General features: G+C 64.1%; 23 protein-coding genes. 11 read left to right on the top strand and 12 right to left on the bottom strand.

Annotation, left to right across the window (positions count from 1 at the left end; all coding sequences use genetic code 11):
- Nucleotides 1-161: 161 nt before the first annotated feature.
- Nucleotides 162-506, top strand: a complete 345-nt coding sequence (locus CH276_RS09150) for an ArsR/SmtB family transcription factor (protein ID WP_032397064.1) — start codon at nucleotides 162-164, stop codon at nucleotides 504-506.
- Nucleotides 503-970, top strand: coding sequence for an SRPBCC family protein (locus CH276_RS09145; protein WP_094628920.1), 468 nt, complete (start codon nucleotides 503-505; stop codon nucleotides 968-970). The genes CH276_RS09150 and CH276_RS09145 overlap by 4 nt, the downstream gene beginning before the upstream one ends.
- A 1-nt stretch (nucleotide 971) precedes the next feature.
- Here CH276_RS09145 and CH276_RS09140 read toward each other — a convergent pair whose 3' ends face one another.
- From CH276_RS09140 to CH276_RS09130, 3 genes are all read right to left on the bottom strand, one after another.
- Nucleotides 972-1,991, bottom strand: a complete 1,020-nt coding sequence (locus CH276_RS09140) for a DUF5914 domain-containing protein (protein WP_176459177.1) — start codon at nucleotides 1,989-1,991, stop codon at nucleotides 972-974.
- A 154-nt stretch (nucleotides 1,992-2,145) separates the two neighbouring features.
- The gene (locus CH276_RS09135; protein ID WP_176459176.1) at nucleotides 2,146-3,291 is read right to left on the bottom strand and encodes an NAD(P)/FAD-dependent oxidoreductase; all 1,146 of its coding nucleotides are present in this window, start codon (nucleotides 3,289-3,291) and stop codon (nucleotides 2,146-2,148) included.
- Nucleotides 3,288-3,623 (bottom strand): bifunctional 3-phenylpropionate/cinnamic acid dioxygenase ferredoxin subunit, encoded by a 336-nt coding sequence (locus tag CH276_RS09130; protein ID WP_176459175.1) that lies wholly within the window; start codon nucleotides 3,621-3,623, stop codon nucleotides 3,288-3,290. Before CH276_RS09130 ends, CH276_RS09135 begins: the two co-directional genes overlap by 4 nt.
- A 177-nt stretch (nucleotides 3,624-3,800) precedes the next feature.
- Between CH276_RS09130 and CH276_RS09125 the strand changes: the two genes are divergently transcribed.
- Genes CH276_RS09125 through CH276_RS09115 form a run of 3 tightly spaced genes read left to right on the top strand, consistent with a single transcriptional unit; the run spans nucleotide 3,801 to nucleotide 8,516 of the window.
- The gene (locus CH276_RS09125) at nucleotides 3,801-6,233 is read left to right on the top strand and encodes a GcvT family protein (protein WP_094628918.1); all 2,433 of its coding nucleotides are present in this window, start codon (nucleotides 3,801-3,803) and stop codon (nucleotides 6,231-6,233) included.
- Nucleotide 6,234: 1 nt separating this feature from the next.
- Nucleotides 6,235-7,374, top strand: coding sequence for an N-methyl-L-tryptophan oxidase (gene solA / locus CH276_RS09120; protein WP_094628916.1), 1,140 nt, complete (start codon nucleotides 6,235-6,237; stop codon nucleotides 7,372-7,374).
- On the top strand, nucleotides 7,371-8,516 hold the full coding sequence (locus CH276_RS09115; protein ID WP_045200696.1) for an aromatic ring-hydroxylating oxygenase subunit alpha: 1,146 nt from the start codon (nucleotides 7,371-7,373) through the stop codon (nucleotides 8,514-8,516). Before solA ends, CH276_RS09115 begins: the two co-directional genes overlap by 4 nt.
- Here CH276_RS09115 and CH276_RS09110 read toward each other — a convergent pair.
- Genes CH276_RS09110 through CH276_RS09100 form a run of 3 tightly spaced genes read right to left on the bottom strand, consistent with a single transcriptional unit; the run spans nucleotide 8,490 to nucleotide 10,276 of the window.
- A complete protein-coding gene (locus tag CH276_RS09110; RefSeq protein ID WP_045200699.1) occupies nucleotides 8,490-9,251 on the bottom strand; it encodes an IclR family transcriptional regulator in 762 nt (253 codons plus the stop codon). The genes CH276_RS09115 and CH276_RS09110 overlap by 27 nt on opposite strands.
- A gap of 18 nt (nucleotides 9,252-9,269) precedes the next feature.
- Nucleotides 9,270-9,581 carry an AzlD domain-containing protein gene (locus tag CH276_RS09105; protein WP_045197890.1) on the bottom strand — a complete coding sequence of 104 codons (312 nt, stop codon included), beginning with the start codon at nucleotides 9,579-9,581 and terminating at the stop codon, nucleotides 9,270-9,272.
- Nucleotides 9,578-10,276, bottom strand: a complete 699-nt coding sequence (locus tag CH276_RS09100; RefSeq protein ID WP_032397071.1) for an AzlC family ABC transporter permease — start codon at nucleotides 10,274-10,276, stop codon at nucleotides 9,578-9,580. Before CH276_RS09100 ends, CH276_RS09105 begins: the two co-directional genes overlap by 4 nt.
- Before the next feature lie 66 nt (nucleotides 10,277-10,342).
- Here CH276_RS09100 and CH276_RS09095 point away from each other — a divergent pair, with 66 nt between their 5' ends.
- The 3 genes from CH276_RS09095 (at nucleotide 10,343) to CH276_RS09085 (ending at nucleotide 12,665) form a co-directional block, all read left to right on the top strand.
- Complete coding sequence (locus tag CH276_RS09095; protein WP_032397072.1) at nucleotides 10,343-10,900, top strand: helix-turn-helix domain-containing protein; 558 nt, start codon at nucleotides 10,343-10,345, stop codon at nucleotides 10,898-10,900.
- 166 nt (nucleotides 10,901-11,066) lie between these two features.
- The gene (locus tag CH276_RS09090; protein WP_094628914.1) at nucleotides 11,067-11,894 is read left to right on the top strand and encodes an SDR family oxidoreductase; all 828 of its coding nucleotides are present in this window, start codon (nucleotides 11,067-11,069) and stop codon (nucleotides 11,892-11,894) included.
- Between the two features lie 255 nt (nucleotides 11,895-12,149).
- On the top strand, nucleotides 12,150-12,665 hold the full coding sequence (locus CH276_RS09085; RefSeq protein ID WP_094628912.1) for a hypothetical protein: 516 nt from the start codon (nucleotides 12,150-12,152) through the stop codon (nucleotides 12,663-12,665).
- On the opposite strand, the gene CH276_RS09080 is transcribed toward CH276_RS09085, so the two are convergent.
- Nucleotides 12,662-13,048, bottom strand: coding sequence for a hypothetical protein (locus tag CH276_RS09080; RefSeq protein ID WP_094628910.1), 387 nt, complete (start codon nucleotides 13,046-13,048; stop codon nucleotides 12,662-12,664). The two genes, CH276_RS09085 and CH276_RS09080, sit on opposite strands and share 4 nt — an antisense overlap.
- Nucleotides 13,049-13,074: 26 nt before the next feature.
- Nucleotides 13,075-13,635: a DUF3558 family protein gene (locus tag CH276_RS09075; RefSeq protein WP_254923851.1), complete on the bottom strand. Its 561-nt coding sequence runs from the start codon at nucleotides 13,633-13,635 to the stop codon at nucleotides 13,075-13,077.
- Nucleotides 13,636-14,098: 463 nt separating this feature from the next.
- Here CH276_RS09075 and CH276_RS09070 point away from each other — a divergent pair, with 463 nt between their 5' ends.
- Nucleotides 14,099-15,355 carry a reverse transcriptase family protein gene (locus CH276_RS09070; protein ID WP_094628908.1) on the top strand — a complete coding sequence of 419 codons (1,257 nt, stop codon included), beginning with the start codon at nucleotides 14,099-14,101 and terminating at the stop codon, nucleotides 15,353-15,355.
- Between the two features lie 81 nt (nucleotides 15,356-15,436).
- On the opposite strand, the gene CH276_RS09065 is transcribed toward CH276_RS09070, so the two are convergent.
- Genes CH276_RS09065 through CH276_RS09050 form a run of 4 tightly spaced genes read right to left on the bottom strand, consistent with a single transcriptional unit; the run spans nucleotide 15,437 to nucleotide 20,748 of the window.
- On the bottom strand, nucleotides 15,437-17,569 hold the full coding sequence (locus CH276_RS09065) for an alpha-galactosidase (protein WP_094628906.1): 2,133 nt from the start codon (nucleotides 17,567-17,569) through the stop codon (nucleotides 15,437-15,439).
- Complete coding sequence (locus CH276_RS09060; protein ID WP_082073862.1) at nucleotides 17,566-18,495, bottom strand: carbohydrate ABC transporter permease; 930 nt, start codon at nucleotides 18,493-18,495, stop codon at nucleotides 17,566-17,568. The genes CH276_RS09065 and CH276_RS09060 overlap by 4 nt, the downstream gene beginning before the upstream one ends.
- Nucleotides 18,495-19,394: a carbohydrate ABC transporter permease gene (locus tag CH276_RS09055; protein ID WP_045197906.1), complete on the bottom strand. Its 900-nt coding sequence runs from the start codon at nucleotides 19,392-19,394 to the stop codon at nucleotides 18,495-18,497. Before CH276_RS09055 ends, CH276_RS09060 begins: the two co-directional genes overlap by 1 nt.
- A 58-nt stretch (nucleotides 19,395-19,452) precedes the next feature.
- Nucleotides 19,453-20,748 (bottom strand): ABC transporter substrate-binding protein, encoded by a 1,296-nt coding sequence (locus tag CH276_RS09050; protein WP_094628904.1) that lies wholly within the window; start codon nucleotides 20,746-20,748, stop codon nucleotides 19,453-19,455.
- Between the two features lie 212 nt (nucleotides 20,749-20,960).
- Here CH276_RS09050 and CH276_RS09045 point away from each other — a divergent pair, with 212 nt between their 5' ends.
- The gene (locus tag CH276_RS09045; RefSeq protein WP_094628902.1) at nucleotides 20,961-22,994 is read left to right on the top strand and encodes a beta-galactosidase; all 2,034 of its coding nucleotides are present in this window, start codon (nucleotides 20,961-20,963) and stop codon (nucleotides 22,992-22,994) included.
- Nucleotides 22,994-23,812, top strand: coding sequence for a DeoR/GlpR family DNA-binding transcription regulator (locus CH276_RS09040; protein WP_094628900.1), 819 nt, complete (start codon nucleotides 22,994-22,996; stop codon nucleotides 23,810-23,812). Before CH276_RS09045 ends, CH276_RS09040 begins: the two co-directional genes overlap by 1 nt.
- Nucleotides 23,813-23,819: the final 7 nt, after the last annotated feature.

Below are 23,819 nucleotides of genomic sequence, written 5' to 3'. Positions count from 1 at the left end.
GAAATTAGCACTCTGACCCTTCGAGTGCCAAGGGGTTTTCTGGAGGTTCTCAGAAATTTTTCAGATCCAATAGTGCTGTGCCGCAGCATGGGTCGTGATCAGAGAAGTCGGTTTCGATACTTAGCTCTTGCACTAAGTATGACTTGGCGATAGTGTGCCTTATGGCTCAGTATTCGACCGTTCTCGATGATGTGTTTCAGGCACTGGCCGACCCGACCCGGCGGGCAGTGTTGAGCCGGTTGAGCTCCGGACCGGCCACGGTGGGCGAACTTGCCGAACCGTTCGACATGACTCTGCCGTCGTTCATGAAACACATTCATCTGCTCGAGCGCAGTGGCTGGATTCGCACGCGCAAGGTGGGCCGTGTTCGTGCATGCACGATCGAGCGAGCCAACCTGGACGTGGCCGATCACTGGCTACGCGAGCAACGAGCCGTCTGGGAATCCCGCACCGATCGCCTCGAACAGTTCGTCACCGACACCGCGAAAGAAAGTGAAGCGCAATGACATCGATCGATCCTTCCCTCGACCTGACCATTTCACGCGTGATCAAGGCACCACGCGCAGCAGTGTGGAGTGCGTGGATCGACCCGTCGAAATTCGAGAAGTGGTGGATCCCTGCGCCTGCTCAGTGCCGGGTGGACGGCTGGGACCCGCGACCGGGTGGGGCCTTCCGGACCCTCATCAGCGAATCCGGTGGCGACTTCGCTCCGCACATCGACGGCTGCTTCCTCGCCGTCGACGACGGTGAGCGCATCGTGTTCACCAACTCCCTCGTCGAAGGGTGGCGGCCGGCACCGCAGCTGTTCATGACCGCGGTGATCACCCTGTCCGACCACCCCGACGGAACCCAGTACAACGCCCACGTGATGCACCGCAACGAAGAAGACCGAAAGATGCACGAGGAGTACGGCTTCCACGACGGCTGGGGTACCGTCATCGCTCAACTCGCCCAGTTCGTCGAAGGCTAGATCAAGCCCGGCCCTGCGAACGCAGCTCGTAGCGTCGCTCGGCGTAGTCGAGATCGTCCTTCCACAACCGCGCAGCGGTGAAGTTCATCGCCGGTCGCAGGAGACCGGACGCCTTGCGCGCCATCTGGAACCCCGGTCGATCCGAACTTGCGATCGTGGCTTCGATGACGGCGGTACGCGGTGTGCCGTCGGGTGCGGGGGCCAACGGCGTCGCATGGGTTTCGACGACGCTGCCCGCTCCCTCACCGTCGAGGATGCGCATCACGATGGTGCGGGGACCGGGGCAGACGAACTCGGCCCGCACCGGCACACCGACGCCACGACTGACGCGGAAGGTCACATCGACGAGAAAGCGATCGTCCTCCTCGGGCACATCGATGTCGGTGGGCGCGCTGACCACCTTCAGCCGTGCGAACGAGTACGGGTGGAACCACGCACCGTGCCAGGGGTCGAGTCGGTTGGCGATGATGTCGTCGGGCTCGCACTTGCCGACGAGAGTGACCACACCGGCGATGGCAGTCGAAGCAGGCGGGCGGATCGGAACCACGGGGACGGGCGTCGGCTCCTCGCCACCGAGCTCGTCGAGCCGAACCCACACCAGAACCCCGTCGTCGAACGCGGGCACCGGACGCCAACCGGGCTTGCCCTTCGGCCCGAGCGCAAGACCGTGCCAGCGGCAGACCAATGTGTCGCATTCGATCTTCGCGGTATCCAACGCCGCGCCCAGATGCGGGCACGCACCCGGCCCGATGTGCACCTTGCCCGCAGAGTCCCGCCAGGCCACCAATTCGGTGGTGCCGACATACCTACCGAACGGCTTGTCGGCCTTGACGTCACGACTGGCAGCGAAGACGAACCAGTTGCCCGAGGTCCGCGTCTTCGCACGCTTCAAAGCAGACTCGATGACCTGCGGATTCGCACCCTTCCAAGTGGGCTCCTGCTTGGCCCACGACTCCGACGGCAGCGGCTGCAGCGGCATCGTCTTCGGCCACCGTCGTCGTACTGCATCCAGCGCGGTCATTGCTGCTCCCAAAGTCGACAATCGATTCCCGTGTTCGATCACCATTGTTGCCGTTGGTGGGTACTCAATGTGACATTCGGTGGCCTTTTCGGGGGTCAATGTCACATCGAGTGGACCTAGGGGAGCGCCGTCGGCGGAGGGAAACAAGGAACGGTCAGGTCATCAGGGTCGAGGTATCGACCACCTGACGGCGCCATTTGCCGAAGGATCGCGGCGAGGACACCGCGAGCACGGCGACCGGGCGGTCGTTGTGTCGGTATAGAGCGACGAAGGGCCCGGTGGTGGGGTCGCCCTCGACGATGTCGGCGATGCAGTCGGGTCCGTGATGTCCGGCGAACTGGATTCGCGCGGCGTATTGGTCGGACCACACGTATGGCAGTCCGGTGAACCCCTTGGACCCACCGGTCAGCAGTGCCTCGACGGCGACGGCAGGGCGGGTTGCGGCGGAGGTCCAGTGTTCGTCGCGCCGAATCACCCCGGCGGCATCTCGCACTGCAGCGCAGTCCCCGACGGCGACGACGGCTGGGTTGGAGGTGATGCCGCGGTGATCGGTCACCACTCCGCCGTGGATGTCCAGGCCGGATCCGTCGAGCCAGCCGACGTTCGGCGTCGAACCGACGCCGAGGACGACCACGTCGGACTCGATCATCGAACCGTCCGCCAATTCCACCGCACGTACCCGGCCCGCCTGGACGACGAATCCGGCTACCGATACTCCGGTCAGCAGTGCCGCACCGGCGTTGCGGTGCCACCCGGCGATGAGTGAGCCCAGCTCACTGCCGAACACGCGAGCGAGCGGAGTCTCCGAGGCTTCGACGACGGTCACCGAAGCGCCCATTCCTACTGCAGTGGAAGCGACTTCGCTGCCGATGAACCCGGCTCCGACCACCGTGACCCGAACTCCCGACGACAGCGAAGACCGCAGCGCACGCGCATCGTCCAGGCTGCGCAGCACATGAATTCCGTCGATCCCGACGGTGCCGGGGAGCCGGCAGGCCGCAGCTCCGGTTGCGATCACCACCGCGTCGGCGCCGATATCGCCGGATGCGGTCGAGACCGTGGTCCCCGACAGGCCGGTGGCCGCACAACCGAGACGCCACTCGACGTCCAGACCGTCGATGTCGAGTGGCAGTGCGGATTCGTCACCGAGAAGGAAACTCTTGGACAGTGGCGGTCGGTCGTACGGCAGGTGCACTTCGTCGCCGATCATCGTGATGCGGCCGTCGAAACCCTGATCGCGCAGTGCACGGGCTGCGGCCACCCCGGCGAGCGAGGCTCCGACCACGGTCACCGACTTCACGGAGTGACCGCGATGCGGATGACTCCGTCCTCGACGTGTACGGCGTGCGTACGTACGGGGATCTTCGCGGGAGCACCCAGTGCCGCTCCGGTGCGTAGGTCGAAACATGCTGTGTGGAGCGGGCATTCGACGGCGCAATCCTCCACCCAGCCTTCGGACAATGAGGCGTCCTGGTGGGTGCAGGTGTCGTCGATGGCGAAGAACTCACCTCCGACGTTGAAGATCGCGATCGGCGGTGCTCCGGCCGGGGTGATGCGCAGGGCCTCGCCGTCGGGGAGATCCTCGGCGCGACCGACGTCGAGCAGGACGCGGGTGGAGAACGTTGCGGTCATGGTCGGGCCTCCGGGGACCTGAGGGTGTGCAGTGCTCGTGTTGTACCCAGCGTGGGATCACCCCGTTGCGGCGATGGAACGCTCGAGTTTCGATCGTGTGAATCTGTTGCGCTATACGAAGTGCAGTTCGTATTGTGCAACTAAATCAACTCGGCGTACACCCCCTAGGAGCGTGTCATGTCCTCGAGCATCCCGAGGGTTGTGATCGTCGGTGCCGGAATCGTCGGCTGCAGCCTCGCCGACGAACTCACCGCGCGCGGCTGGACGGACGTGACCGTCCTGGACAAGGGCCCGCTACCGCTCACCGGAGGTTCCACCTCGCATGCGCCGGGCCTGGTGTTCGCCACCAATTCGTCCCGATCGATGTCGCGCTTCGCGGCCTACACGGCCGCCAAGTTCAAGAGCCTCGATTGCTTCCTCGACGTCGGTGGCCTCGAGGTGGCGACGACGCCCGAGCGCGTCGACGAACTGCATCGACGCCACGGTTTCGCCACGTCCTGGGGACTGCAGTCGGAGGTGGTGGACGCCGAACGGTGCCTCGAGCTCTACCCCCTGCTCGATCGCGGCCGCATACTCGCCGGCCTGCACACCCCCGACGACGGACTGGCCAAGGCCGTCAAGGCCAGCGCGACGCAGGCCGAGCAGGCCACCGCCCGCGGTGCGCGCTTCATCGGCGGCATGGACGTCACGTCGATCGACCGGAGCAACGGTCGAGTCACGGCCGTGCGGGCGGGCGAGCACACCTTCGAGGCCGATATCGTCGTCTGCTGCGCCGGATTCTGGGGGCCGGAGCTGGGCGAGCTTCTCGGTATGACGGTGCCGCTACAGCCCCTGGCGCATCAGTACGCGCACACGACCGAGTTGGACCTACCGTCGCGTCGAGCTCGTACCGAAGCGGTTCTGCCCATCCTCCGTCATCAGGACGAGCGGCTCTACTACCGCGAACACGGCGATCACCTGGGAATAGGCTCGTACCACCACCGTCCCATGCCCGTCGATTCTCGCGAACTCGGTTCCAGTGAGAACGTGACCGCGCAGAACATGCCGTCGTCGATGCCGTTCACCGAAGCCGATTTCGCCGACGCCTGGCAGCGCAGCACCGAGCTCCTTCCCACGCTCGAACACGCGAAAATACAGCACGCGTTCAACGGCATCTTCTCCTTCACACCCGACGGCGCGCCGATCGTCGGAGAATCACGAGAAGTGCAGGGGCTCTGGGTCTCCGAGGCGATCTGGGTGACGCATTCTGCCGGCGTCGCGAAATCGCTCGCCGAGCAGATGATCACCGGGCACAGCGAGATCGACATGCACGAGTGCGACCTCTACCGATTCGAGAAGACCGACCTGGTGCCGTCGAACGTGGCGCGCACCAGTGCGCAGAACTTCGTCGAGGTGTACGACATCATCCACCCACTGCAGCCCAAGGTGGAACCGCGACCGCTCCGCGTCAGCCCGTTCTACGGTCGTCAGCAGGAGCTCGGCGCGATGTTCCTCGACGGTGCCGGCTGGGAGCGACCGCACTGGTACGAGTCGAACAGCGTTCTGCTCGAACAACTTCCGGAACAGTGGCAGGCACCGAAGCGAGAGCCGTGGTCGGCGAAGTTCTGGTCACCGATCAGCGCCGTCGAGGCCTGGCGCACCCGCGAGGCGGTGGCGATGTACGACATGACGCCGCTGCGACGCCTCGAGGTCGGCGGACCCGGTGCGCTCGCGCTGCTGCAGAAGTTGACGACCAACCAGCTCGACAAGAAGGTCGGCAGCGTCACCTACGCACTGATGCTCGACGCGACCGGTGGTGTTCGCAGCGATGTGACCGTCGCCCGAGTTGCCGAGGATCGGTTCCAAGTGGGAGTGAACGGTCCGCTCGACGAGGACTGGATGCTGCGTCATGCCGGCAGTGACGTGTACGTTCGCGACATCACCGGTGCCACTGCCTGTATCGGGCTCTGGGGACCGTCGGCGCGGAAGGTACTGGCTCCGCTCACCTCGGCCGACATCTCGCACACAGGGCTGAAGTATTTCAACGGCAGGACCATTCATGTCGGCGGGATCGACGTCCTGGCGCTGCGACTGTCGTACGTCGGAGAGCTCGGCTGGGAGCTGTACACCGATGCCGATACCGCACTGCGCCTGTGGGACACCCTGTGGGAGGCCGGGCAGGCGCACGGCGTCGTGGCCGCAGGGCGCAGTGCGTTCAACAGTCTCCGACTGGAGAAGGGCTACCGGTCGTGGGGTACCGACATGACCACCGAACACGATCCGTATCAGGCGGGGCTCGGGTTTGCGGTACGAAAGGCCAAGGGTGACTTCGTCGGAGCCTCGGCGCTGCACGAAGGAGGCGACGGCCCGGTGCTGACCTGCCTGACGTTGGACGACCCGTCTCACGTGGTGATGGGTAAGGAACCGGTACTGCGCGACGGCACCGTGGTCGGGTACGTGACCAGCGCCGCGTACGGATACACGGTCGGCAGGACGGTGGCCTACGCCTGGCTACCGGCAGGGCTGCAACCCGGTGATCATGTTGCAGTGCAGTACTTCCGAGACCTACTACCCGCGACGGTCATGGCCGAACCGCTGGTGGATCCCGACATGAACAAGATCAGGTGTTGATATGACGTATGACGTGATCGTCCTCGGTATCGGCGGCATGGGTAGCGCCGCCGCCTGTCACCTCGCCCGACGCGGGCAGCGGGTGCTGGGTATCGACCAATTCGGACCGGCGCATGCGCTGGGATCGAGTCACGGCGGCTCCCGCATCTACCGGCAGTCGTACTTCGAGGATCCGGCCTACGTGCCGTTGCTCCTGCGCGCGTACGAACTGTGGCACGACCTCGCCGCGGACAGTGGGCGCGATGTGTTCACCGAAACCGGTGGCCTCTATGTGGGAAGGCCCGACGGGCTCACGTTCGGCGGAAGCCTTCGGGCGTCGGAGAAGTGGGGTCTGAAGCACGACGTACTCGACCCTGCCGAGGCGCAGCGACGCTTCCCGACGGTCCGACTCAGGTCCGACGAGTTCGCCCTGTTCGAGGAGAAGGCGGGCATCGCGCGACCGGAGACGACGGTGGCCGCACATCTCGATCTCGCCGAGGCTGCCGGTGCCGAACTGCGCTACGACGAGAAGGTGCTCGGTTGGGAATCCACCGACTCCTCGGTGACCGTGACCACGGTGGCAGGAACGTACACCGCTGGAGCACTGGTCATTTCACCGGGAGCGTGGGCACCGCAGCTGTTGGCCGAGATCGGCGTACCGCTGGTGGTCGAACGGCAGGTGATGCACTGGGTCACCCCGGAACAGGGCGAAGCGGCCTTCGACAGCTCGCACCACCCCGTCTACATCTGCGGGGACGGGCCGGATCAGATCTACGGCTTTCCGGCCATCGACGGGGACGGCGGCGGCGTGAAGATCTCCTTCTTCCGCGCCGGGACACCGTGTGATCCCGACACCATCGACCGCACAGTGCATCCCGAAGAGATCGCTCGACTGCAGGAGCGCATCGTCACCACGTTCCCGGCACTGTCGGGACCACACCTGGATGCGAGGACCTGCATGTACACCACGACGCCGGACGAGCATTTCGTACTGGCGAAGCATCCGGACCACGCCAATGTCACCGTGGCGTGCGGGTTCTCGGGCCACGGGTTCAAGTTCGTTCCCGTCATCGGAGAGGTTCTGGCCGACCTCGCGATCGACGGGGCCACGTCACACCCGATAGCGCTGTTCGACCCGGCGAGATGCGCGGTGTCGGCATGACCATGGTCGATCCCGAACTGCAGCCCACTCTGCTCCCGACGTTGGGCGGCGAAACATACGTCGATCCAGCATATTTCGTTCGCGAGCAGGAGCAGATCTTCGAGCAGATGTGGTTCTGCGCCGTCAGATCGGACGACATCGCAGAGCCCGGAAAATTCCGCACGGTTCAGGTCGGTCGAGAGTCGATCCTGGTCAGCCGCAATCGGAAGGGCGGCGTGACCGCGTTCTTCAACATCTGCCGACATCGCGGCGCGACTCTGTGCACCGAGGCGTCTGGCACGGTGCGTCGAAACTTTCAATGTCCCTATCACGCATGGACGTACGATCTCGACGGCAAGCTGATCGCAGCTCCGAACCTGATCGATATGCCGATGATCGATCGGGTGGAGTACGGGCTCCGGAAGGTGCATGTCCGGGAATGGCTCGGATACGTCTGGGTGTGCGTTGCCGAGGAGGCCCCGTCGTTCGAGGACACGGTGCAGGGCGACGTTCGCGAACGACTCGGAGGTGTGGGTGCCATCGATTCGTACGACGTGGAATCACTCGCCCTCGGGCGCCGGATCGTCTACGACGTCAAGGCCAACTGGAAGCTCATCGTCGAGAACTTCATGGAGTGCTACCACTGCGCCACGATTCATCCCGAGCTCACCGAGGTGCTACCCGAGTTCGCCGACGGCATGGCAGCACAGACGTACGTGGGGCACGGTGCAGAGTTCGGCAGTGACATAGCCGGCTTCACCGTCGACGGCTCCCACGGATTCGACGCCCTCGACGGGGTAGGGGAGGATCGGGATCGACGGTACTACGCCATCACGATCAGGCCGACGGTGTTCGTCAACCTGGTTCCCGACCACGTCATCATCCATCGCATGTTCCCGATGTCCGTCGATCGAACGGTCGTCGAATGCGATTGGCTCTATGCCCCTGCAGTCGTGGCAGATCCGCACAGCGCGGCGACGATGGACAAGAGTGTGGAGCTGTTCCATCGCGTCAACGAGCAGGACTTCGAGGCGTGCGAGCGGTGCCAGCCGGCGATGTCGTCACGGATGTATCGCGACGGCGGCGTGCTGGTGCCGGCGGAGCATCACATCAGGGCGTTTCACGACTGGGTCGGATCACGCTTGGCCGGACCAACCCAATAGCGTCGAGACGCGCTGTGCAGCAGCGAGAACGGACACCCCTGCCGCGGTGAGGCGGTCCTCGTCCAGTCGGTAGGCGGGGCCCGAGACGGTGATCGCACCCACCGCGGAGCCGTCGTAGCTGAGGATGGTGGCCGCTGTCGCGTTCAGTCCGATCTCCAACTCCTCGCGCGCGTAGGCGATTCCGGTGGACCGGACCGTCTCGATCTCGTCGAGCAGATCGGTCTTGGTGGTGATGGTGTTGGCGGTGAACAGTTCGAGATGACCGTCGACTCCGGCCTTCAGAAGCGAGTCGTCGTACGCCATCAGTGCTTTCCCGCTGGACGTCGCATGCAGGGCAGATCTCTCGCCGAGCCAGTTGTGACTGATGATCGACGAACCGCCGCGGACCTGATCGATATTGACGGTGACGTTGCCGTCCGGCACAGCGATGTTGACGGTCTCGCCGATGGTGTCGGCGAGTTCCTGCAGGATCGGTCGGGCGATGCGGGTGATGTCGAGTTGCGCGGATACCGACGTGGCGAGGCGGATCAAACCGATGCCGAGGCGATACTTGCCGCGCTCGCCTGGTTGTTCGACGAGTCGGCGAAACTCCAGTGCGCTGAGCAGGCGAAACGCCGTGGACTTGTGCACTTCGAGGTGCGCCGCAACGTCCTGCACACCGGATTCACCGTGGTCGGCAAGGTATTCGAGCACCTCGATCGCGCGATCGACGGACTGAACAGGGGACTCGGACACCAACCCAGTGTTGCAGACTCAGGCGACGCCGACCCATCGAAGCCCCGCAGTGGTGGCGGCTGCGGCGAGAACGATGACCACGAACGGCGCTCGTCGCCAGGCGAGTACGGCAGCGACAGCTACTCCTGCGGGTAACGCGAATCCGGCGAAGTCCTTGCCTACGAGGAGCGTCGAGGTGGCGACCAGTGCCACGAAGATCACGGCGACTGCGGTGGTCATCACCTTGTCCATGCGAGGGGAGATGGTGACTCGGGTTCGGAGTGCCGGGCCGGCGATGCGGAGGGCGTAGGTGCCGATGATCAACGCGAGCAGGGGAATCGTGAGGTTCATGCGGATTCCTTCTGTGCGGCAGGGGTATTGGAGAACATGGCCGGTACGACGGCGATCAGTGCCAGGAGAACGGGTAGTCCGCTGGGCAGGAACATCGACGCGACGAGCGCAATGCACGCTCCGGCGAGGGCTGCGTTGCGGGTGGCCCGGTCTCGGAGCGCAGGCATGATCAGTCCCAGCAGAATCGCCGGGAATGCGGCATCGAGACCGAGTGCGGCGGTATCGCTGATCGCTCCACCGCCAAGGGTGCCGATCGCCACGCCGATGTTCCAGGTGACGAACAGTCCGATCCCGCACACCCAGAACGCTGTTCGACGGCTGCCCTCGTCGTGTTCGGCCACGCTGAAGGCCACCGCCTCGTCGGTGATGAGGTGAGTGCCGAGTAGCCGCTTCAGTGGTGCGACGTTCCGAAACACCTCGCCGATGGAGAAGCCGAGCGGAACCAGTCGGATGTTGGCGAGCAACGCGCTGGCCACAGCAGCAACGGGATTTCCTCCGGCCGCCAGAATTCCGACGAAGATGAACTGGGACGAGCCCGCGAAGACCACCAGTGACATCACGACCGGAAGCCACAGTGGCAGGCCCGCGGCTACGGAGATGGCACCGAACGATGCCCCGACCAAGGCGTCGGCCAAGCAGACCAACGCAATGTCGCGGATGTTGACCCCCTGCAGGGTTCGCCATGTCGAACGCATGGTCGTTATAGTGGACCCTGTTAGTCTGTTCGTCAAATCAAACGGACGTACCGATGGAGTGAACGAATGGCGGATACCGGTCCACCGATTGCGGCCATCGCTGCCGCTCTCCAGCAGGAGCGACGACGCGTCGGCCTGTCTCTCGCAGAAGTCGCCCGCCGTGCCGGCATCGCCAAATCGACTTTGTCGCAACTGGAATCGGGTACCGGAAATCCGAGCCTGGAGACTCTGTGGGCACTCAGCGTCACGCTGGACGTGCCGTTCTCCAGGCTGGTCGAGCCCGCGAAGCAGTCGGTCCGCCTGATCCGTGCGGGGGAGGGGCCGAGATTCGCGTCGGACAGAGCGGACTATACGGCCACCCTGCTGGCGTCGTCTCCGCCGAACGCCCGCCGAGACATCTACTTGATCAGCGCGGACGTCGGCGAACCTAGGCGTTCGGATCCGCATTCGCCGGGTGTCGTCGAGCACGTGGTGCTCAGCGCGGGACGAGCCATGGTCGGGCCGCTCGGCGAGGCCGTCGAGCTGGCTCCGGGCGATTACGTGGCCTACCCCGGCGATGTGCCGCATATCTTCGAAGCGTTGGAGCCGAACACCATGGCAGTGATGATCACCGAACACAGCTGACGGGTGGGGAATAGTCGGCGGGGGTGTCTCGTTGGAACCCCTGACGGCGTCCGCTTGGCAAGCCCCGGGCCTCACCCCATTTGTCGCTTCGAGCGACCACTCGCCGAGAGGCGTTTGCAGCGGGCGTCGTCCCTACTTCTGTCCGTGTAGCGAAGGGACGAGATTCATGGCAGCGAAGACATGGTTCATCACCGGCACCTCCAAGGGCTTCGGTCGTGAGTGGACGATCGCAGCGCTCGAGCGCGGTGACCGGGTAGCGGCCACCGCCCGCAACACCGACACATTGAAGGACCTGGTGGAGCAGTACGGCGACGCCATCCTGCCGATCGAACTGGACGTGAACGATCGCGCGGCCGACTTCGCGGCTGTGCAGCAGGCCTACGACAAGTTCGGTTCGCTCGACATCGTCGTCAACAACGCCGGCTACGGCCAGTTCGGCATGATCGAGGAACTCTCCGAGGAAGATGCCCGCGCGCAGATCGAGACCAACGTCTTCGGTGCGCTGTGGGTGACGCAGGCGGCCCTGCCGTTCATGCGTGAGCAGGGGAGTGGCCACATCCTGCAGGTGTCGTCCATCGGCGGAATCTCCGCGTTCCCGAACGTCGGTGCGTACCACGCCTCCAAATGGGCCCTCGAAGGATTCAGTCAGGCATTGGCGCAGGAGGTCGAGGACTTCGGCATCCATGTGACATTGATCGAGCCGGGTGGTTTCTCCACCGACTGGTCCGGCCCGTCCGCGAAGAAGTCGACCGACATCGCCGCGTACGACTCGATTCGAGACAAGGCTGCGAAGCTGCGCAGTGCCCGGCAGGCGACTCCCGGTGATCCGAGTGCAACACGGTCGGCACTGCTCAAGGTCGTCGACGCCGAAAAGCCGCCGCTGCGAGTCTTTTTCGGCGACGCACCACTGCAGATCGCGACGAAGGACTACGAGTCGCGACTGGCCAACTGGCGCGAATGGCAGCCCGTGGCCGTCGAGGCGCACGGAGGCTGATTCTTCCCAGGGACCAGCAGAAGTCGACTCGAGCTGCAGCGACTTCGGCTTCGGACCGTGGCAGGTTGGCGTCGACGCCTCTTCGAGGTAGGGGTTGCGAAGCACGACCGTCTTGCGGGTATCTGCCTGCAAACGCATCGCTTGCCAGAAGTGCTTGCGCGCGGATTCACGCCCCTCGTGGGGATTCACACCGCCTGGAGCGGGCGTGAATGACGATGAAGGGCGTGGATTGGGTAGTGGACTTATCGTGGCGTGATGGAAATCGGATTCGACGTGGGTTCGTATGCGGTCCGGGAGGTCGAGGGCAGCGATGGTCCTGAGGACTTCCTGGCGGTGTTCAACAGCAATCCCGAGCTCCTCGACGCGAGTACGTTGCACACCGGTGTCACCGCATTCACCACGGAGGATGTCGAGAAGTTCCTGTGGCACAACACGGTTATGGAGAACTCCCACTGCCTGGTGATTCGTGTAGCAGAACGAATCGTGGGAGTAATGACGTTGCTTGTTCCGCATCCGCGCGAGGGACAGCCATGGGTGGGGAGTCTGATCGTCGACGCGGACGAGGGCCACGATCGTGTGGCGAATCCGGTGCTGGCGGAGCTCGAGCGCAGGCTTGCGGCGCAGGGGTGGACCCATGTGTTCGTGGGTCCGATGGTCAGCATGGTCGAGAGCATCGGATGGTGGCGTTCACTCGGCTATCTGCCGGTCGAGCGGCGACTGGACAACGACAAACGCGAGGTCGAAGTCCATCGAAAAGTGTTGCGCTGCTAGCTTCCCGGAGCGAGTGCGGTGATGTTGGCCGACGTCCGAGTGTCGGTGGCCTCGGTCTCGTCGAAGTAGCGACGAAAGAGCATCCGCATCGATTCGATGACGTCGATGTGCTGCTGAAGAATCACGTCGAGTGATCGATCGGTGCCGGTGGCTTTCGCGAGGAACTTGTCACGCAGCGCCTGCGCGGAAGGTAAGTCACCCCAGGAAGCGACTACGGCCAGCTTTTTCGCGTCGATCTTCATCTTGTCGAGATGCTCGAGGTAAGTGACGCAAGCGGCGTCGCATTTCGCGGCCACATCGGCTGGAATGGTGATCATCCCGGCTTCCGCTTGAGCGTTGAGGCCCTGCCAGTGGGCGATGAGGTTCGGATCGGCGTCGGTCATAGTCTGAACATCCTCGGATTGCAGGTCTAGTCGGGTAGCTCGGAATCGAGGCTGGCGGTGAGTTCGCTGAGTTCAGTGCAAGGGTCGTACGGTACGAGATCGACCAATGCGCTCGTGTTCAATGTCGTCATGATCAGTTCTGTCCCAGCAGTGAAGGCAGCGCCACAATTGAGGGACGCATCTGCACCGACCTGCTGATATTGAGTGGCGTCGCGTGTTCCCACTCGGACGGACTGGAGTCGGTCGAACTTGCTCGGATCGTCGATGTAGTCGATACCTTCCAATCCGACGAATATCGAGAAGTAGTACTTGCTATCCGATGGCTGGCTCTCCCAGCCACAGATCTTGAATCCATTCTGATCCCGCCCGAACACCCCGGACTCCTTGGTGTCCACGTTCAATCCCGCTCGTTCGATGGCCTCGTCGGGGATGGTGCAGGGGTCCCAGGGCGTCGGCGCGGGGTTGGTCGTACTGGCCGCCCCACTTGATGTCGCGTCGGCGACGGCGTCATCATCGGTGGTGTTCGAGCAGCCCGCGGCGATCACCAGCACCGCCATCGCCGGCATCCATCGTCGTGCCCTACGCATTGCCTCACCCATTTCTAGCGGACGTCTACGTCCTTGGACGCAGCCCGGCTCTTGTCGGTTCCAGTACCTTCGCTGCGAACCTCGGCGTTCGGAATCGCAGTCGATCGGCGGGTAGTCGCGCGCGGTGGACGCTGGTGAACCAGCAGATTCGGCCGCAGATCTCCGACCTCATGGGCGAAGTCGAGTCTCTTCTTCCGTGACGGTCCTGCGGGCAACGCGCTGACAGATCTGCGTCCCTTTGGCATGGTGGAGGGATGCAGCGGCGCGTGGGCGAGAGTTGGTCCGCGGGACCGGTCTCAGGGGTAACCCCTGGGTACATCACGAGAATCGAGCACTGCGTCCGAAGCTGGTCTGCACGCTCCGCGTGCTTGGCAGCTCCGAGGACGAAAGATTTCGGTCGCCCCGCGCCGTTGCATGTCACGGCGTTGAATTCCACGGCACTGCATCCGATCGACGACCGCCTGTGACCGAACGCGAATTGACCCCACAGGCGGCCGCGACGCTGGCGCGCCTGGCTGCGGATGCCGAGTGGACGCGATCCGGACTCGCGGAGGCGTTCGAGCCACTCGTCCCGGCCAAAGCGACGTGGTTGGCGGATCGGGTCATCAATCTGTATCCGAGTCCGCCGTTCGACGAGGCATCGATTTTCGTTCTGCTGCGCGACCTTCCGTTCATTCCGGAGCCGTCGGTGTCGTCACAGAGACCGACGCGCAACAGTGACAAGCCCTGGCGATTCGAGGTACCGCGGTACGAGACCACCGGTCAGCTCGCGCGGTCGCTGGACCTGACGATCTCCGAAATCGAATGGTTCGCCGATCTGCAGGGCAGGCTTCGCACTGCGCCGTTCCCGTTGCAGCACTATCGATCTGCACGGCTCGACAAGCGTCAGGGCATCCGACTGCTCGAGGTGCCGAAACCACGTCTACGGGAAATTCAACGAAAAATACTGCGCCGCATCCTCGATCGGATCCCGGCTCATCCGGCGGCGCACGGCTTCGCGAAAGCGCGCAGTCCGCGTACATTCGCGATGTCGCATTCCGAACGCGACGTGGTGATCTCGGTGGATCTTCGACGCTTCTTTCCGTCCATCGGATTCGATCGAGTGGTCGCGATCTTCGAGGCCGTGGGATATCCGCGGACAGTCGCGGCGAATCTCGCCGCGCTCTGTACCACGGTGACCCCGGCACGTGAGTTGGTCGGCGTGGACCGTCCCACGGCGGCGCGGCTTCGCGCCACCCACCTGCCGCAGGGAGCGCCTACGTCACCTGCGTTGGCGAATCTGGCTGCGCGACCACTCGATATCCGAGCCACCGGGCTTGCCCGGTCCGTCGGTGCCCGCTACAGCCGATACGCCGACGATCTGGCGTTTTCCGGTGGGCCAGACATCGACGTGGACAGACTGCTGTGGCTGATTTCTCAGATCGCCCACGACGAAGGCTTCACGATTCATCCCGACAAGACCAGGGTCAGGCGCGCGCATCAGCGACAACAGCTGACCGGGCTCGTCGTCAACTCGTGGCCGGCGGTGCCCCGAGAGGAGTACGACACTCTCCGGGCACTGCTGCACAACTGCATCAGCACCGGACCAGCCGAGCAGAACCTGCATGACCACAACGACTTCCGAGCTCACGTCTACGGACGCATCGCCCGGATGGGCGAAACGAACGAAACGCGTCGAGCAAAGCTGCTGAGCATGGCGTCCCGGGTGAATTGGGACTGAAGCGGCGAATCGGCTCCTCGGATTCGGATTCCATCCTCTGATCGCAGTCGGAAATCCAGAACTGAGGAGCCGATTCACAGTTCAGACGGCTTGCACCCTGAGCAATACCCCGGTCTGCGGGAACAGCACCGGTAGTGCCACACCTGCCCGAGCCAGCATCGAACCCGACAGCTCGACCACTCCGCCGTCGGCGATCCACGGTGGTAGCTCGATCCCGTTGCCGGAATCACTCAGTGCATGAACGAATTCGACGCGATACCGCACGGCCGGATCGAGGCCCGGAAGCCGAACCCGATCGGTGCGGTCCTCGGGCGAGGTGTCCATTCGCACCACTGCGTACGCGGCCTCCGAGCAGTCCGCAGCCACGACGCCGTGCACCCAGACACTCGGGTCGGGATGGTCGGCGCGTACCACGTTGCCGGTGTGAAGCAGTCCGCGCAATTCCTTGTACAGCGCAGTCCACGACCGCAGGTATTCGTGATCTTCCGCCGCCAGCTCGGTGACGTCCATCTCCAATCCGGCGTGACCGAACAGTGATGTCAAGCAACGGAACTGAAGAGTCGACCACCGACCGGACGTGTGCGCGATCTGCGGACCGACGTGCGAGCCGATCAGCTCCGGAGGCAGCAACTGCGTCGTCCACCGCTGCAACCTTTGACGTTCGAGTGGATCGTTGGTGTCCGACGCCCATACGCGGTCGGTGTGTTCGAGGACCTCGAGGTCGATGCGGGCACCGCCGGATGCACAGGACTCGAATTCGACGTGGGGATGCCGCGAACGCAACGCGTCCAACAGCCGATAGAACGCCGAGGTCTGGGCATGCACCGCAGCGCGTCCGTCGGAATCGACCGCCAGCATCAGGTCCCGGTTGTGGTCCCACTTCACGTAGTCGGGCCGCTCGTTCGTCAGCACGGTATCGAGGGCCGAGAGCAGATACTCGAACACCTCCGGGCGGGTCAGATCGAGCACGTGCTGGTGACGCCATTCGAGGGGTAGTCGCCCGGGTGCCGCGAGCAGCCAATCCGGATGCGCCCGAGCGATGTCGGAATCCAGGTTGACCATCTCGGGCTCGAACCACAGTCCTGGACTCATACCGAGTTCACGAACGTGATCGAACAGCGGTGCCAGTCCGTTGGGCCAGACGCCCTCGTCCACCTGCCAGTCGCCGAGGCCGGCTCGATCGTCGCGGCGGTGTCGGAACCATCCGTCGTCGAGCACGAATCGTTCGACGCCTACGTGCGCGGCGACGTCGGCGATCCCGCGGAGTCGGGTGAGATCGTGATCGAAGTAGACCCCTTCCCACACGTTCAACACCACCGGTCGCGGCGAAGTGGGATGTGCGGGTCGGGATCGCATCCATCGGTGCAGCGACTGCGCCGAACCATCCAGCCCTGCATCGGAATACACGAAGTGCACCCACGGTGTCGTGTAGGTGTCGCCGTCCTGGAGTATCACCTCGCCGGGTGCCAGCAGCTCTCCGCCACCCAACACTCCTGAGGCCTGGCCGGCCCGCTCGGGTAGACGCTCGGCCAGATGCAGGTGATCGCCGCTCCAGGCGACATGTGCACCCCATACCTCGCCAGTGCGAAAGCCGAAGCCTTCACTACCGGCGGTGAGAACCAGGGTGGCGTCGTGCCCGGTTCTACCGCGTCGTGAGGTGCGCACGGTCGAGCCGTGATCGAACCGTCGCCGCTGGGGGGTGCGTTCGCGGCAGTGCCGTCCCGTCAGGTCGAGTAGTTCGGTTGCACTGTCCGGCAACGGCATCAGCGTCACGACACCGTCGACGGTCAAGGGTCCATTCGAAACGTTGCGAACACTCTGCTGCACTCGCAGTGAGCCACCGATCTCCAACGACAACTCGATCGACCACGCGATTCCCAACTCGGAGTCGGACGCCTCGACCTCACAACGGAAGTCGTCGGCGCGAACAGCGACGTCGCCCCACCGTGGGTACTGCACCGACCCATTGCGGTGCAATGCCAGAGCCGGTGTGCCCTGCCAGGCGTCGTCGCTGCCGGGTGCGAGGGTGAGCCACCGGGGCACATCCACGCTCGAATGCGGGACAGCGGGGATCGCGGCCCTGCGCAGCTCGGTCAGGTCGTTCTCGGACAGCTCGCCCAGATCGGTACCCCAATGCAGCACGGCCGGAACGGCGAAGGACGACGGGCCGAGAATCACCATGACACCGTCACGGCGAAGGACGGAAAAACTCACTTGTTGGCACCCATCGTCAGACCGGATACGAAATGGCGTTGCAGCGCAACGAATACGAGCACTGTCGGTAGAGCCACCAGCACCGAGCCCGCGGCGAGCAGATTGGTGTCGGTGAAGAAGCTACCCTGCAGATTCTGCAGCGCCGTCGTCACCGGGAGCTTGTCGCCACTGACCATCAGGGCCAGAGCCCAGAAGAAGTCGTTGTAGATCCATGTCACCATCAGTGTCGCGAGTGCAGCCAGCGCGGGACGGCACAGCGGCATGACCACCTGCCAGTACTGGCGGAACAGACTCGCTCCGTCGACGGTGGCGGCCTCGAGCAGCTCGTGCGGAACTGTTTTCATGTAATTGCTCAGCACGAACACGCAGAATCCGGTCTGGAACGCGACGTGCACGATGATCAGACCCCAGTAGCTGTCGTACAGCGAACCCGACGAACTCATCCAGTACGGAACGGGAATTGCGTTGTACAGACGGAACAGTGGCGTGAGCAATGTCTGCTGGGGCAGCAGGTTGCCTGCGATGAACACCGCGAGCATGAAGATGTTGAACTTCCAGCTGAAGCGGGCCAGGATGAATGCCGCCATCGAGCCGAAGAACAGGATGAGCAGTACCGACGGCACGGTGATGATCAGCGAGTTGAAGAAGTAGTGCGGGATTCCGCCGATCTGCCACGAGTCGATGTAGTTGCTGAACGTATAACCGCCGACGGACAGGTATCCGTTGAGCAACACGTAGTCGTAGTCGCGGAACGAGTTGTACACCGCCCACACGAGCGGGAACATCCAGACGAGCGCCATGACGGTCAACAGCACGTAGATGGCGATCTGGGCGGTGCCGGCGCGCCGACGGTTGGCGACGGCGGCGCGGTTGCGGGTCAACGGATCGCGCTCGGGCGGTGCTGTGCGGGTGAGTGAAGTGGTCATCAGTCTTTGCTCCGAAGAACGATGGCGAGGTACAGGGCGATGAAGACGAGAGAGATGAGAAGCATGACGGTCGCCAGGGCCGAGCCGAAGCCGATGCGGCCTGCTTCACCGACGACGTTGGCGGTGACCAACGCCGATATCAGTTCCAAACCGTTTCTGCCCCTGTTGATCACCCAGACCAGGTCGAAGGCGCGCAGTGCCTCGATGACGGTGATGACGACGATGAGCAGATTGGTGTTCTTCATCAGCGGGAAGATGACGCTGAAGAACGTGCGGATCGGCCCGGCACCGTCCATCACCGCGGCTTCGCGGACGGATGGATCGATGGCCTTGAGGCCGGCCAAGTACAAGAGCATGATGTAGCCGGTGTGACGCCACCCGGCGGCGACCATCACGGCCCAGATGTTGATGTCCGGGTCGCCGAGCCAGTCGACGTCGGTGCCCAGCAGGCTGTTGAGGACGCCGCCCTCGGTGGAGTAGATGAGCTGCCAGATGAAGCCGATGAGAGCCATCGACAGCACCACGGGAATGTAGAAGATGCTCTGGTAGAGCCGAGACCCTTTGAGGTTCTTGTCCAGAAGGATCGCCAGCAGGATGCCGATGACGGTGGGGACGAGGAACAGGAACACCAGCCAGAGCACGTTGTTGTGCAGGGCCTGTTGGAACGGTGGGTAGGCCTCGACGGCATCGACGTAGTTCCGAGTGCCGATCCATTCGATGCTCGATGTGCCGCCGATGCCGTCCCAGCGGGCGAAGGACAGGATCACCGTGAAGATCGTCGGAATCCAGACGAGACCGATGACGATCAGCGCGGGGACTCCGAGCATGAGCGCGATGGTCCACTTCTCGCGAACACTGCGCCGAATCTTCGGCGACTTGACCCGTTCGGGTGCGGTCATGGCATTACCTGATCTCGATGTCGAGTGGATGATGGGGTCCGAATCGCACTGCGCACGATCATGTTCCGAACACCGCCGACTTCTGGCGTTCGATACTGCGTACCAGGCCGTCGACATCGTTGGGGTTGCCGATGAACTGTTGTAGGGCCGGGATCATGACGATCGAGGCGAAATCGGGACGGGTATCGCGGTCGAAGAACTGGGTGATCTCCTCGGCGTTCTGCACCAGATCAGCCGATTTGCGCACCAGCGCAGGGAAACTCGACAGGTCGGCGTCACGGTGAGCGGGAATGGCCTGCGGATCCTGCTTCGCGTATGCGACGGCAGGGTCGGGGCCGGTCATGTAGGTGAGGAAGTCCTCGGCTCCGGGCCGGTTGCGCGGGTCGGTGCGCATCATGAACCCGTCCATCGGTGCCTCGACCGTGGATGTTCCTACGGCTGAATCGAGTTCGGGGAAGGTGAAGAAGTCCAGATCGTCGCGCTCGGCACCGGCGGGGAAGCTCTGCGCCACGAACATGCCGGCGACGAGCGACCCGACGCTCTTGTTCAGCAGCGCCATCTGCGCATCGGCGATCTTGCGGCCCAGCGGCTGCGGCTGGTGGAAGGGCAGCAGTTCACGCCAGGTGTCGAACACGGAACGCACGCGATTGTCGGTCCAGCTCACGTCTCCGGCGAGCAGGGTTCGGTGGAACTCGACGCCGTTGAGCCGCAGATTCAGATAGTCGAACGTTCCGAACGGTGGCCACCCGTCGCGGGCCCCGAAGCCGATCGGGGTGAGGCCGTCGGCCTGCATCTGCTTGCTCAGCGCTACCCACTGGTCGTAGGTCGCCGGGGGCTCGTACCCGCGCTCGGCCCACAGGCTCGGCCGGTAGAACACCGCCCATGGGTAGTAGAAGAACGGGATCAGGTACTGCTTGCCGTCCATGCCGGTCGAGTTCTCGCGGAAGCTGTCGTTGAAGCCACCGCCGTGGTTCGCCCAGATCGGCGACAGATCCTCCACCAACCCCTTTTCGGCGAAGTACTTCACCCGATAGCCGCCCATCCAGGTGACGACGTCGTCGGGCGTGCCCTGGAGGTAGTTGTTGACGTTCTCCTGGAACGACGTCGAGTCGACGGTGTTGACGGCGAGCTGTCGCCCGGTCTGCTGTCGATACATCGCGACGAAGTCCTCGACACCCAGCTTGGAGTTGGGGTCGGACAATCGTGACCCGAGCGTGGTGACGTTCGGGTCGACGCTGTTCGAGCACGACGACAGCACGCCACCGGCGGTGATCGCACCCGCGGCGACGAGCGCGGACCGCAGGAAATCGCGTCGTGACGGCTGCCACGTGCGCGGCCACTCGTGTGGGTTCATGGAAGTCCTTCGACGAGAAGTATCGATAACGATCAGAAGTGAACATATTCGCGGTAGGTTCCGCGTCGTTTCTCTGACCATCCGGGGTGATGCAGGTTACAGAAGCACGACGCGAGGGCGTCTGTCAAGCCCTTCTAGGCCCGCTCACCAGCATCAGTAAGAAAATGTTCATTCATGTTGACATCTGAGAACTGCTCGTTCATATTGTGAGCATGGACACAGCGCGACGCAGCACCTGGCCGACCCAGGGAATCTCCTTCGGCGGCGACTACAACCCCGAGCAGTGGCCCGAGGACGTCTGGCGACGTGACGTCGAGCTGATGCACGAGGCCGGCGTCGACTTCGTGACCGTCGGTGTCTTCTCCTGGGCGCGTCTGCAGCCGACCGCGTCGACGTGGGACTTCGAGTGGCTCGACCGAGTCATGGATCTGATGCACGAGGGCGATATCCGCGTCGACCTCGCCACGGCGACGGCCTCGCCCCCGCCGTGGTTGGCCACCGCCTACCCGCAGATGCGCCCGGTGGACGAGCGCGGCTACCGCTACGCCATCGGAAGCCGTCAGACGTGGAGCCCCAGTTCTGCTGTGTACCGCGAACATTCGCTCGTGCTGGTCGAGAAGATGGCGCATCGCTACGGTGAGCACCCAGCACTGGCGATGTGGCACGTCTCCAACGAACTCGGCTGCCACAACGCACTGTGCTACTCCGACGACAGTGCCCATGCATTCCGAGAATGGCTCAGCGCCAGGTACATCGACCTCGAGACCCTCAACACCGCCTGGGGAACCGACTTCTGGAGCCAGCGCTACAGCGACTGGGACGAGATCGTTCCCCCGTCGGTGAGCACCACTTTCGGCAACCCGACGCACCAGCTCGACTGGCGCCGCTTCTGCTCCGACGCTCTCCTCGAGCAGTACCGCGCCGAGAAGGCCCTGCTGAACCGCATCACCCCGAACGTCCCGGTCACCACGAACTTCATGGTCGGCATGGGCCAGGGCCCCGCGCTCGCAGGCAACATGGACTACGCGTCCTGGGCCCCCGAGCAGGACATTGTCTCGACCGACCACTACCTCGTCGGCCCCGAAACCGGTGACGCGGCAGCGCATCACAAGCTGTCGTTCTCCGCCGACCTGACCCGCGGCGTCGCCGGCCGTCGACCCTGGTTGTTGATGGAGCATTCCACCAGCGCGGTCAACTGGCAGCACATCAACCGGGCCAAGATGCCCGGTGAGATGATGCGAAACTCCCTGGCGCACATGGCCCGAGGCGCAGACGGCATCGCGTACTTCCAGTTCCGTGCCTCCAAGGCCGGGGCCGAGAAGTTCCATTCCGCACTGGTGCCGCATGCCGGTGAGGACTCCGCGCGGTGGCGTGAGGTCGTCGAGCTCGGCGCTGCGCTGCGTCGTATGGCCCCTGTGGCAGGAAGCACCGTCGATGCCCGGGTCGCCGTGCTCTTCGACTGGGCATCGCAATGGGCGTGCGAGCAGGAGGGCCATCCGTCGATGGCGATGCAGCCCATGGAGATTGCCCGACGCGCACATCGCGGCTTCACCTCCGCCGGCGTGACCGTAGACGTCGTTCCGTCGTCCACGGACCTCAGTGGCTACGACATCGTCGTGGTTCCGGCTCTGTACCTGTGCAGCGACGAGACCGCCGCGCGGATAGCCGACGCGGCCGATGCCGGCGCGCAGGTACTGGTCACCGCATTCTCGGGAATCGCCGACGAGGACGACCACGTGCGACTCGGCGGCTACCCGGGCGCATTCCGCGAGCTGCTCGGCGTCCGAGTCGAGGAATTCTTCCCGCTCGCCGACGGCGAGACGCTGAGTCTCGACGACGAGACCGTCGGTGAGATCTGGAGCGAATACCTCACCACGACCGAGGACGTCGATGTGCTGGCGCGCCATACCCGGGGGCATCTGCGCGGCGTTCCCGCGCTGACCAAACGCACTGTCGGCACCGGTGCCGCCTGGTACGCCGCCACCGTGCCCGACGCGGCAGGTTGGGCCACGCTCGCCGACAAGCTCTGCGCCGCAGCCGGAATCGACACCCGACGCGATTTCGGATCGGATGTGGAGATCGTCCGACGGTCGGCAGGGGAGCAGTCCTGGCTCTTCGTGCTCAACCACGGAACCGACAAGGTCAGCGTGCCCGCCTCGGGTACCGATCTTGTCGGCGGCGCACAGATCGACGGTGAACTCATCCTGGCCGCAGGCGGCAGTGCCGTGATCGCCGAGAACCGCTGATGCTCGCCCACCAGCGTCAGCAGAAGATCCTGGACCAGGTGACGGCCGAGGGTGCGGTCAAGGTCGCGGATCTCGGTGCTGCACTGTCGGTGTCGGACATGACCATTCGACGCGACGTCAACGAGCTCGTCGCCCGCGGTCTGGTCGAGCGGGTGCACGGCGGCGTGACGCTGCCGCGATCGGCGAGCGTCTTCGAGCCGGGGTTCTCGGCCAAGTCCGAACTCGATCGCGATGCCAAGGCGGCCATCGCCCGTGCCGCTGCACGATTCGTGCGGCCCGGGACCTCCATCGGCATCTCCGGTGGCACCACGACGCATGCACTCGCACAGGAACTCCTCGACGTTCCGGACATCACCGTCGTCACCAATTCGCTGCCTGTCGCCGAGGTCTTCCACACCGGTGGGCGGTCGGATCAGACGGTGTTGCTCACCGGCGGACAGCGCACGCCGTCCTACGCGCTCGTCGGACCGCTCACGGTCAGTGCCCTGCAGAGTATTCACATGGACATGCTGTTTCTCGGAACACACGGTGTGGACATCGAATCCGGGCTCACCTGCCCCAATCTCATGGAAGCACAGACCAACCAGGCGCTGGTCGCGTCGTCTCGTCGCGTCATCGTGCTCGCCGACCACACCAAGTGGGGTGTTCGCGCACTGGCCAACACCATCCCGCTCTCGCGCGTGGACGTGTTCGTCACCGATGCCGGACTCGACCCCGGCGTTCACGAGGCGTTGTCCGAGACGGTCGACGACGTGGTGATCGCCGGAGAGCACACCCCCGACACGAACGAGGAACGAGCACTCGATGACCGCGCATGACGCCACG

Source organism: Rhodococcus sp. 06-470-2 (genome assembly GCF_002258235.1).
GTDB lineage: Bacteria > Actinomycetota > Actinomycetes > Mycobacteriales > Mycobacteriaceae > Rhodococcoides.
The sequence above is the reverse complement of the archived record's forward strand: the minus strand, read 5'-3'. Positions and strand labels throughout refer to the sequence as shown.

Bases quoted from the DNA above. Each gene is read 5' to 3' on its own strand.
- CH276_RS09150 (WP_032397064.1), top strand. From the start codon at position 162: ATGGCTCAGTATTCGACCGTTCTCGATGATGTGTTTCAGGCACTGGCC.
- CH276_RS09145 (WP_094628920.1), top strand. From the start codon at position 503: ATGACATCGATCGATCCTTCCCTCGACCTGACCATTTCACGCGTGATC.
- CH276_RS09140 (WP_176459177.1), bottom strand. From the start codon at position 1,991: ATGACCGCGCTGGATGCAGTACGACGACGGTGGCCGAAGACGATGCCG.
- CH276_RS09130 (WP_176459175.1), bottom strand. From the start codon at position 3,623: ATGACCGCAACGTTCTCCACCCGCGTCCTGCTCGACGTCGGTCGCGCC.
- CH276_RS09125 (WP_094628918.1), top strand. From the start codon at position 3,801: ATGTCCTCGAGCATCCCGAGGGTTGTGATCGTCGGTGCCGGAATCGTC.
- solA (WP_094628916.1), top strand. From the start codon at position 6,235: ATGACGTATGACGTGATCGTCCTCGGTATCGGCGGCATGGGTAGCGCC.
- CH276_RS09115 (WP_045200696.1), top strand. From the start codon at position 7,371: ATGACCATGGTCGATCCCGAACTGCAGCCCACTCTGCTCCCGACGTTG.
- CH276_RS09105 (WP_045197890.1), bottom strand. From the start codon at position 9,581: ATGAACCTCACGATTCCCCTGCTCGCGTTGATCATCGGCACCTACGCC.
- CH276_RS09100 (WP_032397071.1), bottom strand. From the start codon at position 10,276: ATGCGTTCGACATGGCGAACCCTGCAGGGGGTCAACATCCGCGACATT.
- CH276_RS09095 (WP_032397072.1), top strand. From the start codon at position 10,343: ATGGCGGATACCGGTCCACCGATTGCGGCCATCGCTGCCGCTCTCCAG.
- CH276_RS09090 (WP_094628914.1), top strand. From the start codon at position 11,067: ATGGCAGCGAAGACATGGTTCATCACCGGCACCTCCAAGGGCTTCGGT.
- CH276_RS09085 (WP_094628912.1), top strand. From the start codon at position 12,150: ATGGAAATCGGATTCGACGTGGGTTCGTATGCGGTCCGGGAGGTCGAG.
- CH276_RS09080 (WP_094628910.1), bottom strand. From the start codon at position 13,048: ATGACCGACGCCGATCCGAACCTCATCGCCCACTGGCAGGGCCTCAAC.
- CH276_RS09075 (WP_254923851.1), bottom strand. From the start codon at position 13,635: ATGCGTAGGGCACGACGATGGATGCCGGCGATGGCGGTGCTGGTGATC.
- CH276_RS09060 (WP_082073862.1), bottom strand. From the start codon at position 18,495: ATGACCACTTCACTCACCCGCACAGCACCGCCCGAGCGCGATCCGTTG.
- CH276_RS09055 (WP_045197906.1), bottom strand. From the start codon at position 19,394: ATGACCGCACCCGAACGGGTCAAGTCGCCGAAGATTCGGCGCAGTGTT.
- CH276_RS09050 (WP_094628904.1), bottom strand. From the start codon at position 20,748: ATGAACCCACACGAGTGGCCGCGCACGTGGCAGCCGTCACGACGCGAT.
- CH276_RS09045 (WP_094628902.1), top strand. From the start codon at position 20,961: ATGGACACAGCGCGACGCAGCACCTGGCCGACCCAGGGAATCTCCTTC.
- CH276_RS09040 (WP_094628900.1), top strand. From the start codon at position 22,994: ATGCTCGCCCACCAGCGTCAGCAGAAGATCCTGGACCAGGTGACGGCC.